A 13,168-nucleotide genomic window follows, 5' to 3' on the forward strand; every position below is an offset into this window, starting at 1 on the left:
TCTCCCCACGATCGATGATCCGTCGAAACGTTTTCTCGGGACCATCGTGTCAAACCGGGTCGAGGGGGTGGCCGCCGCGCCCTCTCGGCCCGGCGCGCGACGGGATCCGGTCAGGCGATCGGGACCAGCAGTACCGGTGCCTTGGAATGGTGCAGCAGCGTGTGGGTGACACGGCCGAGGTTGGGCCCGAAGCGGCCGTGGCGGCGATGGGCGGCCAGAACGACCAACTCGGCCTCGTCGCCGGCGGCGAGCAGCGCGTGGGTGGGAATGTCGCAGACGATCTGCTCGGTGAGCGGTACCTGGCGATAGCGGTTCACGAAGGGTTCGAGGGCCGTGGCGAGGGTGGCCTCGGCGTTCTTGCGGCCGTCGTCGCCGACCCACAACGAGGGCGCGTAGGGCGCGGCGGGCGAGACCGGGGGCGCCCACGCGTGTACCGCGCGCAGTGCGACGCCGCGCGCCTGGGCCGCGGCGAACGCGGCCTCGACGGCGGGGGCGCAGTCGAGGCCGGACACACCCACGACGACCGTGCCGGGTGCGTCCAGGGGGGCGTTCGCGTGCGGCGCGCGCACCACCAGGATCGGGCAGCGCGCGGCGGCGGCGACGGACAACGACACCGAACCCAGCAGCAGGCCCGCGAAGCCGCCCAGTCCGCGACCGCCGAGGACGACGAGCGCCGCCCGGTCGGTGGCCTGCTCCAGGGTCGGCACGATGCGGGCGACGGTGACCGTGGTGACGATCGCCAGGTCCGGATGGCGCAGCCGGGCCCGCTCGGCGGTCGTTCGGACCAGGGATTCCGCTTCCTCCCGCAGTGCGGCCACCTGCTGGTCCTCCTCGCGGTCCGGCGCCCGGTCGACGACGTGCAGCACCTCCAGGGGCACGCCGCGGAAGGCCGCCTCGTCGGCGGCCTGTTCGACGGCGAGGTCCGCGAGCGCGGAACCGTCGACGCCGACGACCACGTGGCCGCGCAGGGGCGCGCCGTTGTGCTCGGGGGTGGGGACGGACGAGGGGTTGTGGTTCATGGACAGCTCCCGGGTCGGGTGGGGTGGGACCGTCGGATCGAGGTGCGAGGTGATGCGCGGCGGGGGCGCGGGACGGGTGACTCCGCCGCCCGTTGCGCCGGCCGACGCGGACGCCCGGACCGGGTCGTCGGCGGTCGGACGGCCGAAGTTCCTTCGTGCGTTGGGGAGTTCTTGCCACGAGTGGCCACCGGAACACGATGTCTCGGTGCTTCCGGTGCACCCATGCGTACCCCCTTGCCCGCAGGTGAAAAGTCGCCGACGGCATCGGGATCGGCGTCCTCGGCCGGACCCGTCGAGCATGGCGTCGATCCCGGCGGCCCGGCAGGGCCGCGTTACCCGGTCCATAGGGCCGTTCGGCCCGGACAACCGCCCGCGCCGGGCGTGCGCCGCACGGTTCGCGATCGCGGGCGAAGGTCTCTCGGCCCTGGTGGGTTCGGGACCTCCGGCCCTGTCGGGCGCGGTTGGCCCCGCGCAGAATGGGCATGACGCCGACCCGACCGGGTGGCGCGTGTCCGTCACCGTCGGGGAGCACACACCATGGATGCCGGGTCCACCACCGAAGTCGTCGCCGGAGTGCGTCCGCCCCGCGACACGGGTGCCACGCGAACTTCCGCGCCGGAGCGGGTGACCGGGCAACCGGGCGCCACGATCCGGGTGTTCCTTCTGGACGACCACGAGATCGTCCGCCGCGGCCTGGCCGATCTGCTCGGCGCCGAGAGCGACATCGAGGTGGTCGGCGAGTCGGCGTCGGCGGCGGAGGCGACCCGCCGGATACCGGCGCTGCGCCCGCATGTCGCCATCCTGGACGGGCGGTTGCCGGACGGCAGCGGGATCGACGTGTGTCGCGCGGTGCGTTCGTCGTTCCCGGAGATCAACGCGTTGATCCTGACCTCGTACGACGACGAGGACGCGCTGTTCTCCGCGATCATGGCCGGCGCCGCGGGCTACGTCCTCAAGCAGATCCGGGGCAACGATCTGGTGCGCGCCGTTCGGGAGATCGCCGCCGGTCGTTCATTGCTGGATCCGGCGAGCACCGCGAAGGTCCTGGAACGTGTGCGTACCGGAAACCGCGAGGACTCGCTCGTCGCCACCCTCTCCGACCAGGAACGGCGCACCTTCGACCTGGTCGCCGAGGGCCTGACGAACCGCCAGATCGCCGAGCGCATGCATCTCGCGGAGAAGACCGTCAAGAACTACGTCTCCACGATGCTCCACAAACTCGGCTTCGAACGCCGCGTCCAGGCGGCGGTCTTCGCGGGAACCCTGTCCCACCCGGCGGCACCGTCACCGGAGGCGTCCCGAACCGCCGGGCGCGGGTGACGGTACCGTCGGGGCCGCGATCGGGCAGGTCCCGCCGCTTCAGGGCCTGCGGCCGCGGAAGGTGCGGCGCAGGTCGTGCACCCAGGCGTCGGGGTTCTCCCAGGGGATGAAGTGGCCGCCGTGGTCGTGGGCGTTGACGTTGACATGGTTGAACCACGCGGCCTGCGGACCGGTTTCGAACGCCCGGACACGCTCGTCGGCGGTGTGGATGCCGGGCGGGTTCTCGTATGTGACGAGGGTGATGCCGACCGGGGCCCGCACGACCGGGGTGCGGTCGTGGGCCGGGGTCCACGGGTGGCGGTTGGCGTTGGCGTAGTAGCGCATCGACGTGGCGATGGAGTTGTTCACCCAGTAGATCGTGGCGTGGGTGAGCAGATCGTCCTTGGTGAAGACCGACTCGACGTCGTCGCCGTTGTCGCTCCAGGCGTTCCAGCGCTTCAGCAGCCAGGCGAGCAGTCCGGCGGGCGAGTCGCTCAGCCCGTGGGCCAGCGTGGCGCCGTCGAGCATGTGCACGGCGAGGTGGGTCGCCCAGCGGTGGTCCATCTCGACGATGCGGGCGCGGACTTCGGCGGGCTGATCGTCGGTGAGGGGTCGGTTCCGGGCGAAGTCCCAGGCGCGGGGGCCGTTGAAGAAGTCGAGCGGCAACCCTGATCCGATGTGGATGCCGTAGAGCCGGTCGGCGTACTTGTGGCCGAGTTGGCCGGAGACGAGTCCGCCGATGTCGCAGCCTCCCGCGGCGTACTTCTCGTACCCCAGGGTCTCGGTCATCAGGGTGTGCCAGAGGTCGGCGACCTTCCAGAAGTTGACGTCGGGAAAGCCGGTGAGCGGGCCGGGGAAACCGAAGCCGGGCAGGGACGGCACGATGACGTCGAACGCGTCGGCGGGGTCGCCGCCGAACGCGGCCGGGTCGGCGAGCGGGTCGATCACCTTCGACCAGTGCCAGAACGTCCACGGCCAGCCGTGGGTGAGGATCAACGGGATCGGGCGGGGGCCGCGGCCGGGTTTGCGCATGAAGTGCACCGGGACACCGGCGACGTTCACCCGGTAGTGCTCGTGGGCGTTGATGGCGGCCTCGGCCTTGCGCCAGTCGTAGCCGTCCCGCCAGTAGGCGACCAACTCGCGCAGATAGCAGTCGGGGACGCCGTAGGACCAGTCCTCGTTGCCCTCGTCCAGCGGTGCACGGGTCAGGGCGAGACGGGTGCGCAGGTCGTCGAGGACGTCGTCGGCCACATGGATCGGGGTGGGCTCCAGGGGGAAGGCGCGCGAGGTCGTCATGGCGTGGTTCCTTACCGGGCGGGGAAGCGGGCTCCGACGATGGAATGTTTCCACATGCGGCCGAGCGTGAGGTCGCTCACACCGTGTCACAGCCTGGCCGGGTGTCTTGTCCGGGAGGGCGTGACGAAAACACGGCGGGCTTCGGTGCCGACCATCGGGGGCGACTACCCTGCGGACGTCGTACGGAGGCGTCCTCGAGGGGAAGGCATGGACATGAGCGGCGACGGGCCGGGCGGGAGGGGTTCCGTGGGTGAAGCGGTGGACGAGACGGGCGCGATCGGATATCGGCCGCTGCTGTTCTCCATCGCCTACGGGATGACCGGCTCCGTGGGTGACGCCGAGGACATCGTCCAGGACGCGTTCCTGGGCCTGACACGCGCCTGTCGGGCGGGTACGACGATCGTCGAGCCGAAGGCGTACCTGACGACGGCGGTGACGCGCCTGGGCATCAACCACCTGCGCTCGGCGCGGGTACGGCGGGAGACGTACGTGGGGGACTGGCTGCCCGAACCGGTCGTCACCTCGGCCGAGGCGCCGGGGCCGGCCGAGCACGCCGAGCTGGCCGACTCGTTGTCGATGGCGTTCCTGGTGCTGTTGGAATCCCTTTCGCCGGTGGAGCGGGCGGTGTTCATGCTGCGCGAGGTGTTCGGACACGGCTATCCGGACGTCGCGCGGATCACCGGCAAGTCCGAGGTGAACTGCCGGCAGATCTTCACGCGCGCCAAGCAGCGCATCGCCGCCGCGGGAGAGGCGCGCGAGAGCGCACGACCTCCGGAGCGGCGGGCGGAGGGCGCGGAACTCGCGCGCCGATTCTTCGACGCGGCCGGAGGCGGCGACCTGGACGCGCTGCTCGACATGCTCGCGCCCGACGTCGTCTTCCACGGCGACGGGGGCGGCAAGGCGCGGGCCCTCGGGCGGCCGATGACCGATCCGCGGCGGGTCGCGCAACTGCTCGTCGGTGGCCTGCGCCGGGTCCGGAAGCTCGGCGTGTCCCTGCACCCGGTCCTGGTCAACGGCCGACCGGGCGTGGTGTTCCACGACGCCGAGGACCGCGTGCTCAGCGTGGTCGAACTGGACATCGCCGACGGCGTGATCCGGGCGATCCACTCGGTGGCGAACCCGGACAAGCTCGCCCATCTCGGCCCGGTGTCGGATGTGGGATTGCTGCCGACGAACTGACCGGATCGGCTACGCCCCGTGTGGGCCGGGAGCCGGTCTCGTGCGGAAGTCTTCGTGTGGTCGAAGAAGTCGGGCCGCGTCGACGTTCCACTCGTGCGGAAGCGCCTCGTCGCAGACCGCGCGGACGTCGTGCCGATCGCGCACGACGTCGCGTTGCCGACAGGAGGGGCAACGACGGAGGACCACCGGACGCCTCCTGCGGTCCGCGTGCCGAGATCCACGCGTCGACGTGCGCGGCCGAGCCGATCGACCGCCCCGCGTCGTCCGGACGGACGAGGGTCGTCGGGTCGGCGGGCCCGACGTGGCGATACCTCCGCGCGGGCGCCGTGTCCGCCGACCCGACGCGACCCGAACTTCCGGTTACGCTCGGCAGATGCAGAAGGGATGGCCGGCCGGGTCGGTGAGAACCCGCGCCTTGGCGGCGTCATGGGGCTGGTGGTCCGGCTTGCCGGCGCCCAGTTCCAACAGTCGGGCCTCGGCCTCGTCCAGGTCCACGACATCGAAGCACAGGTGCAACTGCTGGGGAACCGTCTGCCCGGGCCAGTGCGGAGCCCGATAGTCGTCGACCCGCTGAAAACCGATGAAGAGCCCGTCCTCGCGGTCGAGACCCGCGAAGTCGGCATCCGACTTCGGGTGCGGTTCGAGGCCCGTGGCCTCCTGGTAGAAGGCCGCCAATGCCGGCGGGTCGGGGCAATCGAGCGTTATCGCGACCAACTTCATCTGCAGGGACATGGCACCTCCGGGCCCATCACCTCACCGGACTTTCGTGACGTCCACCCTAATCGTCGTCGTTCCGAAGGAAGGGCGAGGTGAGGCATGCGGGCGGCGGCCTCGGCCGAGGCCGCCGCCTCGGCCTCGGCCCCGTCGTGCGTGCACCTGTGGCTATTGGAAGTGGTGGGCGTTCTCCGCGAGGAAGGACTCCAGTGTGCGCGGCCGGCGGTTCAGCAGGGTTTCGACCGTTCCGGTCGGGGACTCCGGGTGGGTGATGGCCAGTTGCTGGATCTCGACGATGTGGTCGGCGAGCCAGGCGGGGAGGCCGGCGGTGGTGGTCAGGGTGGTGTGCATGGCCTCGGCCGGCAGGTCGATGTATCGGATGGGGCGGCCCAGGGTGCGCCCGAACAGGTCGGCCAACTCGGGGTTGGTGTAGGTGCGGTCGCCGGTGAGGGTGTACGTGTGGCCGGCGAGGTCCGGGCGGGTCAGGATCTCGGCGGCCACGTCGCCGATGTCGCGGCAGTCGACGTAGTTGCAGGGGGCGTTGCCCATGCTGCTCAGGAACACGCCTTCGGCGGCGATCGACGGTGCGAGGGTCAGCAGTTTCTGCATGAACGCGTACGGTCGGAGCACGGTGTGCGGCAGACCCGTGTCGCGCAGCGCCTGCTCGATCGTGTGGTGGCCGCGCGAGACGGCGACCGGCGAGTCCGAAGTGGCCTCCGGGGCGGAGAGTTTGACGATGTGTCGGATGCCGGCGGCGGCCGCGACGGAGATCGCGCACGTCTCGTGGGCCACCTGCGCCGGGCTGTTGGCCATGGCGAGGAACAGTTGGCTCGCGCCGTCGAACGCCTTGTGCAGCGAATCCGGGTCCGCCGCGTCGGCCCCCCGTACCTCCACGAGCGCGCGGGCCGGCCCGTCCAGGCGGTCGCGCAGCGCGTCCGGGTCTCGGCTCAGCGCGCGGCTCGGGACGCCGAGGGTGACCAGGCGGTGCAGAAGTGCGCTTCCGGTGGTCCCGGTCGCGCCCATGACGACGATCATGTCCGTGCTCCTTGTGCCGTGGGTGAATGGTGCCGTCGGGCGCCGCGCCAGCGCCAGGTGATGATGGTGGTGGCCAGGGCCGCCGACAGCGGCAGGTCCAGGCGCAGCCGGTTCGGCCAGTTCCCGTGGTGGGGAATGATCCGCTCCGGTACCTGGCCCCCGACGAACCAGCCGACGCAGGCCGCGAGGGCGGTGATCGCGAGCGCCAGGACGAGGGTCGGGATCACCCGGGGGGTCGAGGTCAGCCAACCGCGGCGCGGCCCGCGTCGTTGCAGCCAGGAGCCGACGAGTGCGGCCACGATCGCCGAGGTCCCGGCGATCGACGTGCAGGCGGCGATGGTCAGCTCCCGCTGTCCGGTGGCCACGCCGCCCGCCCCGGCCATCAGGGCGGGGGCGAGGTAGGCGACCAGTACCTCCCGCCACAGCGTGAAGGGGGGTGGGCCGGCGCCACGTCCGGTGGAACGTCCTTGCCTCATGGGGATATCGAGCTCCGTTTCGGGGTCGCCATATAATTAGCTCCCTAACTATATGGGCGAAGAAAAGACCATCCCCGGTCATCGCACGCACGGCGTGACGACAACCTCGGGACGGCATACCTGCATGACGAGTGACGAGTGACGAGTGACGAGTGGGAGGTGACGAGGGATGGGTGGCGAGTGACAAGCGAGACGAAGCGGCGGACGCGAGAAGCGCCGGGTGAACCCGGGTGCTACTCCGCCGTCAGCGCCGGAATCCCCCGCACCACACGGCCGAGCAGATCCAGGAAGACGGTGCGCTCCTCGGGGTCGAGCGCGCTCACCATCTCCTGGAGTCGGCCGAAGTGTGTCGGGGCCAACTCGCGCATCCTCTGCGCCCCCCGCGCGGTCAGTACGACCACGGCGGAGCGGCCGTCCTCGGCGGACGGTCGGCGCAGCACCAGCCCCTCCCGCTCCAGGCCGCCGAGCAGTCCGGTCACCGTCGCCCGGGTGACCCCGAGTACATCGGCGAGGCCGGAGGGGGTCATCTCCCCGTCGGCGTCCTCCAGGGCCGCCAGCAGTCGATAACGACCGGCCGACAGGCCGAATCCGGCGAAGTGCGCCTCGACCGCCTGTCCGAGTCGCGCCCCGGCCGCCAACAATCGCACGGCGACCAGCACGGCCTGCGGGTCGGCGTCGAGCCCGTAGCGCCGGATCTGGCGGGCCGCCTGATCGAGCGTGGGGGTTTCCTCGGGCAGTGGGTCGTGGTGCATGGAAAGTAGTATGGCTCCTAACTACTCATTCCGTCAACACGCCCTCCCGTCGTGCGGGCACGGACCCGGGTGGTGAACGTTTCAAGGGTGACGACGACCGGGCGCCGCGCGCCGACGGCCGGCCCGAGTGGGTCAATGGGTTGCTCCCGTTGGTCGTCGGGGTGCCGGCCCGCACGGGTGAATCCCGGCGGGGACGATGTCGCGGTCGTGGTGGCGGGGCATGCGGGGGGCGACCTTCGTTCACCGTCGTTTCGATCGGGAGTATGCCGTGGTGGTTGCGCCGTTGGATCATTCCGCGTCCGGTTACAGCCTCGAGCAGGCCTATTGGATGGCGCAGGCCGCCGCGCTCGCGTACAAGGAACCGGATGTCGTCGAACAGCAGGCCCGGGATTGGGGGTTCGACGACGTGCGGCACCTGAAGTCGACGCACGCGATGCCGTTTCCGATCGAGGACACGCAGGCGTACGTCGCCGTGTCCGACCGGATGATCCTGGTGGCGTTCCGGGGTACCGAGCCGGCGCAGATCCGGGACTGGCTCACCGACGGCACCACCCCGCCCTCGCCGGGGCCGGGCGGGAAGGGCTTCGTGCACTACGGATTCGACCGGGCGTTGTCCTCGGTGTATCCGCAACTGCGCGACACGCTCGCGGAGTCGGACGACGACGGTCGCACGGTGTGGTTCACCGGGCACAGCCTCGGCGGCGCGCTCGCGATGCTTGCCGGGGCGCGGCTGTACTTCGAGGACCCGCGTCGCCTCCCGGACGGCGTGTACACGTTCGGCCAGCCGCGCACCTGCGAGCGACTGCTGGCCGCGGCGCACCGGACCGCGTTCAAGGATCGGCATCACCGGTTCGTCAATCATCACGACATCGTTCCGGAGCTGCCGCCGGAGCCGGCGTTCACGCACGTCGACCGCCTCCTGTGGTTCGACGCCGACGGGCGCCTGAAGGAGAGGGCCGCCGGTCTCGGCGGCCTCGCCGGTCGGGCCACGTCGACGGTCGGGGACCCGTTCGGATCGGCGACCGACGGTGTCAAGGACCACTCCGTCGCCCGCTACATCGCGGCGATCGAGAAGAACCTGACGCCGGCGAACAGCACGGCGTAGGCGGCGCATCCCGCGCCCGGGCACCGCGGCCCGCCCACTCGGCCGGGGTGTCCGGCATGGATTCGGCCGCCGAGGGCGCCCGTCGGCGACGGCACGACGGTCTCGGCGGCCGGTGGGACGCTCACCCGGGGGCGGCGATCGGTCGAGCGATCCCAGGGCATGTTGCCGGGCGCTCGGGGGCTCGGGCGGCGGGATCGGGTGTGGGCGTCGGACGGGCCCGCTGACAGACTGGTCGGCGGGGCGGGGGTTCGCGCCCGACGTCGGTGGGGACCGAAGGGGGCGAAGGATCGTGCTCAGCAGGGCCGTCTCGACACTGTGGCGGCATGCCGATCCGGCCGTGGTGACCAGGCTGGTCGCGCGTTGCGACCCGGCCGAACGCGGCCGGGTGCTGGCCGAGTTGGCGGATGTGCCCGGCGTGCTCGAATACGCGCTGGCACACGGCGACCGGACCGATCATCTCGCGCTCGCCCGATACGATCGGCAGCGGCGATCCGTTCTGGATGCCCTGGTCGCGCTCGACGACCCCGAGGTCGATCGGCACGTCTTCCTCAATCCGCGCGCCGATACCCGCATCCGGCGTCGGATCCTGGGCCGCGACCGCCCGCCGCACCCCGAATTGCGCGAGATGTTGTCGACGACGCGGGCCCGGCCGTACATCCTGGCCCTGGTGTACGCGCGCGAGGCCCGGTTGATTCGGCACGCGCTGGCCGTACTGGGCCGGCAGCCGAACCGGGCCGTCGTCGAGCGGGCCCGGCTCCGGGCGCTCGTCGGGCTGTGGCGGGCCGAGGGACCGGAAGCGGTGCTCGCCGCACTGTCCGTGGAGCGCTACCGCACCCGGGTGGTCGCCCCGCTCGTGCGCGCGGCGCTGGACGCGCCCGAGGGGCTGATGTTGCTGGAGGTCGGGGCGTGTGCCGACGCGGACACCGACGAACTGATCGGGATGTTGCGGTCCGCCGGCCTGCGCCGCGCCGAGGCGCGGCACGTGCTCTCGCTCGCGGCCACGCCGCCGGACTGGGACGCGCTGCTGCGGGCACACCGGCGGACCCCGTTCGCCCCGATCGTGGCGGCGGCGCTCGCCGGCACCGAGGGTTGCCCGCCGGAAGCGGTCGTCGAGTTCGACGCCCTCCTCGACCACGCCAATCGCCCGCTCGAACGCGCCCTGCTGGAACAGGTGTTGACGCCCGAGCGCTTCCTGCACGCGGGCCGGCCCGCGTGGGACGTGCTGCGCTCGGTCGACGATTTCTGTCCCCGCTCGGCGCAGGCCGCCGCGTTCGGCCCGCTCGTGACGGGGCTGCGGGCGCTGCTGCCGGACGACGTTGAGGGGTGGCTGCGGCTGGCCCGGGTGGGGCCGTCGTATCCGGGCACGGTGCACGAACTGCTGCGCCACGTCCGGGAGTCGGGTGGAGCGCACGGGGACGACGGGACCGGGAGGGCTTCGGTGGCCGGCGCCGACCCGGCCGCGCGGCCCCGGCCGCCGGTCGGGCCGTCCGAGCTGCTCCGGGGCGCCCCCAGCCCGCTGTCGCTGCTGCTGTCCCGGGTCGATCCGGACCTGGTGGCCGAGGTGGTCGCCGGACTCGAACCGGCCGACCTGCTCGCGTTCGGCGCCGGCCGGCACACCCTGGCCCCACCGGTCGCGCTCGCGCTCACCCGCCGCGGGCTCGGGGAGTTCCCGTACCGGCTCGCCCGGCGGATCACCGCACGCGGCGACGCGCTCCAAGCCCTGGCGGCGGTCGACGACGAACTCCCTTCGCACGTGCGCAAGTCGCTCGCGGACGCCGACGAGGGCATCTGGTACTTCGATCCCCACCGCGGCCGAACCCACTACCGGATCGAGGGCCGTGCCTCGGTGGCGGACCTGGCGACGTGGCCGGCCCCGGAAGCGCTGCGCGCACTGCCTTCTCGGGTGCCGGCGGCGCTGTGGGCCCGGCTGGCCGAGGGCCCGGTGCCCGCGCCCACCCGTGATCCGGCGGTCGTCGTCGCCGCGTACCACCCGGACTGCCCCGAGGCGCTGATCCCGACGCTGATCCGCCGTCAACCGGGCTTCTTCTCCCACGGGTCGATTCGATCGCCCGCGGTCGCGCGCGCCCTGATCGCCGACCCCCCGGTACGCGACCTGCCCATCTGGGAACTCGGCGACCTGCTGTACGACGGGCTGCTCACCCCCGGCGAGATCCTGACCGGAGCCCGCCCGGCCGCACCCGCCCTGGCCGTCTGCCACGCGTACGCCCGCGACCTGATCCGTGGGCATCTGCGCGACGACGACGACGCCTGGACGGTGGCCGCCAACCTGCTTCGCGACTTCACCGGGACACCGGCGGAACTCCTGACCACGGCGGTGGCGATGACGTCGTGACGGGGTGACGCACGCGCGTGGCGGGCCGGTCGCCCGGGAGCCGCGACTGTGGCGACTCCCGGGCGACCGGCGGGCGTTCAGGAGGTGCCGCGGGAGGCCGTCTGTCGGATGGAGATGGCGACCAGGACGAGGACGCCGCCGAGGATCCGGCGGCCGTCGAGGTGTTCGCCGTGCAGCAGCACGGCGAGGACGGTGGCGGTGAGCGGTTCCAGGAGCACGGCGATCGTACCGGCGCCCGGGCCGGCCCGGTGGAGTCCGGCGAAGTAGCCGGTGTAGGCGGCGGCGGTCGGGAACAGGCCGAGGAAGAGCAGGACGCCGAGGGTGTCGGGGCGGACCTGGAAGGTCATCCCGGATACCAGGCCGGCGGGCAGGAGCAGGGCCGCCCCGGCGAGGAAGCCCAGGCCGGTGGAGGCGATCCGGTCCAGCCCGGCGGGTTGCTCGCGGCGGTCCAACGACAGGACGGCGAAGCCCGCCGCGGCGAGCAGGGCCAGTGCGGCGCCCGCGACCCGATGGCCTCCCGCGGTGGGTGAGCCGAGCAGGAGGACCAGGCCGCTCGCGGCGGCGACGAGGGTGCCGACGGCACGGCGCGAGGGCCGGCGCCGGTCGAGCAGCGCGGATCCCACGGTCACCATGACGGTGACGCCGACCATCGTGGTCAGCGTGGCCAGACCGACGGAAGTGGTCGCCACCGCACCGAAGTACGCGGCCTGGAAGACCGCGAGCAACAGACCGGCGGTCACGATCCGGGACAGTGCGGCCCGTCCGCGCGGAAGGGCCCCGAGACGGCCGCCGGCCGCGGCGTAGGCGGTGATCAGGATGCCGCCGAGCAGCAGGCGGTACGCGGCGACGGCCAGTGGGCCCAGCCCCGCGCGGGAGGCGAGGAGGGAGCCGGCGAGGCCGCCGGTACCCCAGAGCAGGCCGGCGAGGATCAGCAGGCCGGTGCCGCCGCGCGGGTTGCGGGCGGCGGGCGAGGAGGATGCCGAAAGGAACGACGATGGACGTGCGGACATGGGGAAGCTCCGACTTCGACGTGGACGAGGACAACGTCGGAGCGGGGTGTCGGCGGTTCAACGCGGATCACTGCACAACGGGCAGCACCGAATGGGGCCTCGGCGGCAACGGCCTGCCGGACCCGGAAGACGCCCCGCTCAGTGGCGGGGCGGCGGGGTGATGACGCGATGGCGATGCACGAGGATCACCGTATCGTGCGGCCCCGCGACGGCGTTCGACGGGACGCGAAGTGCCGTGCGGGTGGTGCCGTCGTTCGCGAAGTGCCGTGCGAGGCGCGGTGATACGTGAAGTGGCGTGCGGAGAACGGTGCTACGGCAAGGGCCGTGCGGGCCTGGGCCGGATGCGAGGCGGTGTGCGGGTGGCGGGGTTCGCGCAGGGCTGGGTGAGGCTCGGTGCGGCGCGAAGTGCTCTGCGGCGCCTGGTGGTACGTGCGTGCGGGGTTGTGCGGGCCTTGGTGGGATGCGAGACGCCGTGCGGGGCTCGGGTTCGCGGAATGGCTTGTCCGTCTTGCGGCGGTGTGGCCCGGTGTCAGTCTCGGCGGAGGATCGCGGCGGCCTCCTCGGGGGTCTCGATCACGATCGAGTGGTAGCTCTCGATGCGTGATACGACGCCCTCGCGCGGGCCCCGGCGCCAGGTGTCGCTCGCGTAGAACGCCTCCTCCTGCTCGCGGTGTTCGTCGAGCGAGGCGAACGCGCGGATCAGGTACGCCTCTTCGTGGCCCTCCTCGGCGACGAGCGAGGATCCGCAGTCGACGACGCGGATGCCCGCCTTCTCCAGCATCGGCACCGCCTCCTCCCGCATGACGCGGACGAAGTCGTCGGTGGTGCCCGGCTTCAGGCGGTACGTACGGATCTCGAGAATCACGAGCGATCTCCCGGGTGGTCGGGTCGTTCTCGGCGGGTACGGAGGCACGTCGGGCGGCCGGCCTT

13 protein-coding genes are annotated in these 13,168 nt (G+C 72.2%); 5 read left to right on the forward strand and 8 right to left on the reverse strand.

Features of this window, described 5'->3' with window-relative positions:
• Positions 1-110: 110 nt before the first annotated feature.
• Positions 111-1,019, reverse strand: coding sequence for a universal stress protein (locus EMA17_RS15605; protein ID WP_126637622.1), 909 nt, complete (start codon positions 1,017-1,019; stop codon positions 111-113).
• A 537-nt stretch (positions 1,020-1,556) separates the two neighbouring features.
• Here EMA17_RS15605 and EMA17_RS15610 point away from each other — a divergent pair.
• Complete coding sequence (locus EMA17_RS15610; protein WP_126637623.1) at positions 1,557-2,339, forward strand: response regulator; 783 nt, start codon at positions 1,557-1,559, stop codon at positions 2,337-2,339.
• 39 nt (positions 2,340-2,378) lie between these two features.
• Here the strand turns inward: EMA17_RS15610 and EMA17_RS15615 are convergent, their stop codons facing one another.
• A complete protein-coding gene (locus tag EMA17_RS15615) occupies positions 2,379-3,614 on the reverse strand; it encodes an epoxide hydrolase family protein (protein WP_126637624.1) in 1,236 nt (411 codons plus the stop codon).
• A gap of 213 nt (positions 3,615-3,827) precedes the next feature.
• Here EMA17_RS15615 and EMA17_RS15620 point away from each other — a divergent pair, with 213 nt between their 5' ends.
• Complete coding sequence (locus EMA17_RS15620) at positions 3,828-4,793, forward strand: RNA polymerase sigma-70 factor (RefSeq protein WP_126637625.1); 966 nt, start codon at positions 3,828-3,830, stop codon at positions 4,791-4,793.
• Between the two features lie 360 nt (positions 4,794-5,153).
• Here EMA17_RS15620 and EMA17_RS15625 read toward each other — a convergent pair whose 3' ends face one another.
• The 4 genes from EMA17_RS15625 to EMA17_RS15640 all read right to left on the reverse strand — a co-directional run bounded on the left by EMA17_RS15625 (position 5,154) and on the right by EMA17_RS15640 (position 7,770).
• Positions 5,154-5,525: a VOC family protein gene (locus EMA17_RS15625; protein WP_126637626.1), complete on the reverse strand. Its 372-nt coding sequence runs from the start codon at positions 5,523-5,525 to the stop codon at positions 5,154-5,156.
• Positions 5,526-5,675: 150 nt separating this feature from the next.
• Complete coding sequence (locus EMA17_RS15630; RefSeq protein ID WP_126637627.1) at positions 5,676-6,542, reverse strand: NmrA family NAD(P)-binding protein; 867 nt, start codon at positions 6,540-6,542, stop codon at positions 5,676-5,678.
• Positions 6,539-7,018 carry a hypothetical protein gene (locus EMA17_RS15635; RefSeq protein WP_126637628.1) on the reverse strand — a complete coding sequence of 160 codons (480 nt, stop codon included), beginning with the start codon at positions 7,016-7,018 and terminating at the stop codon, positions 6,539-6,541. Before EMA17_RS15635 ends, EMA17_RS15630 begins: the two co-directional genes overlap by 4 nt.
• Positions 7,019-7,251: 233 nt before the next feature.
• Positions 7,252-7,770 (reverse strand): MarR family winged helix-turn-helix transcriptional regulator, encoded by a 519-nt coding sequence (locus tag EMA17_RS15640; protein WP_126637629.1) that lies wholly within the window; start codon positions 7,768-7,770, stop codon positions 7,252-7,254.
• 283 nt (positions 7,771-8,053) lie between these two features.
• Between EMA17_RS15640 and EMA17_RS15645 the strand changes: the two genes are divergently transcribed.
• Positions 8,054-8,875, forward strand: coding sequence for a lipase family protein (locus EMA17_RS15645; RefSeq protein ID WP_443093114.1), 822 nt, complete (start codon positions 8,054-8,056; stop codon positions 8,873-8,875).
• 289 nt (positions 8,876-9,164) lie between these two features.
• A complete protein-coding gene (locus EMA17_RS15650; RefSeq protein WP_126637631.1) occupies positions 9,165-11,228 on the forward strand; it encodes a hypothetical protein in 2,064 nt (687 codons plus the stop codon).
• A gap of 77 nt (positions 11,229-11,305) precedes the next feature.
• Here the strand turns inward: EMA17_RS15650 and EMA17_RS15655 are convergent, their stop codons facing one another.
• Entirely contained in the window at positions 11,306-12,238 is a 933-nt protein-coding gene (locus tag EMA17_RS15655; protein WP_126637632.1) for a DMT family transporter, read from the reverse strand.
• Here EMA17_RS15655 and EMA17_RS51755 point away from each other — a divergent pair.
• Complete coding sequence (locus EMA17_RS51755; RefSeq protein ID WP_160161419.1) at positions 12,223-12,399, forward strand: hypothetical protein; 177 nt, start codon at positions 12,223-12,225, stop codon at positions 12,397-12,399. The two genes, EMA17_RS15655 and EMA17_RS51755, sit on opposite strands and share 16 nt — an antisense overlap.
• 368 nt (positions 12,400-12,767) lie before the next feature.
• Here EMA17_RS51755 and EMA17_RS15660 read toward each other — a convergent pair whose 3' ends face one another.
• Positions 12,768-13,103 carry an NIPSNAP family protein gene (locus EMA17_RS15660; RefSeq protein ID WP_126637633.1) on the reverse strand — a complete coding sequence of 112 codons (336 nt, stop codon included), beginning with the start codon at positions 13,101-13,103 and terminating at the stop codon, positions 12,768-12,770.
• Positions 13,104-13,168: the final 65 nt, after the last annotated feature.

Origin of the sequence: Embleya hyalina, from assembly GCF_003967355.1 — a bacterium.
GTDB lineage: Bacteria > Actinomycetota > Actinomycetes > Streptomycetales > Streptomycetaceae > Embleya > Embleya hyalina.

Bases quoted from the DNA above. Each gene is read 5' to 3' on its own strand.
- EMA17_RS15625 (WP_126637626.1), bottom strand. From the start codon at position 5,525: ATGTCCCTGCAGATGAAGTTGGTCGCGATAACGCTCGATTGCCCCGAC.
- EMA17_RS15640 (WP_126637629.1), bottom strand. From the start codon at position 7,770: ATGCACCACGACCCACTGCCCGAGGAAACCCCCACGCTCGATCAGGCG.
- EMA17_RS51755 (WP_160161419.1), top strand. From the start codon at position 12,223: ATGGACGTGCGGACATGGGGAAGCTCCGACTTCGACGTGGACGAGGAC.
- EMA17_RS15635 (WP_126637628.1), bottom strand. From the start codon at position 7,018: ATGAGGCAAGGACGTTCCACCGGACGTGGCGCCGGCCCACCCCCCTTC.
- EMA17_RS15630 (WP_126637627.1), bottom strand. From the start codon at position 6,542: ATGATCGTCGTCATGGGCGCGACCGGGACCACCGGAAGCGCACTTCTG.
- EMA17_RS15605 (WP_126637622.1), bottom strand. From the start codon at position 1,019: ATGAACCACAACCCCTCGTCCGTCCCCACCCCCGAGCACAACGGCGCG.
- EMA17_RS15615 (WP_126637624.1), bottom strand. From the start codon at position 3,614: ATGACGACCTCGCGCGCCTTCCCCCTGGAGCCCACCCCGATCCATGTG.
- EMA17_RS15655 (WP_126637632.1), bottom strand. From the start codon at position 12,238: ATGTCCGCACGTCCATCGTCGTTCCTTTCGGCATCCTCCTCGCCCGCC.
- EMA17_RS15620 (WP_126637625.1), top strand. From the start codon at position 3,828: ATGAGCGGCGACGGGCCGGGCGGGAGGGGTTCCGTGGGTGAAGCGGTG.
- EMA17_RS15610 (WP_126637623.1), top strand. From the start codon at position 1,557: ATGGATGCCGGGTCCACCACCGAAGTCGTCGCCGGAGTGCGTCCGCCC.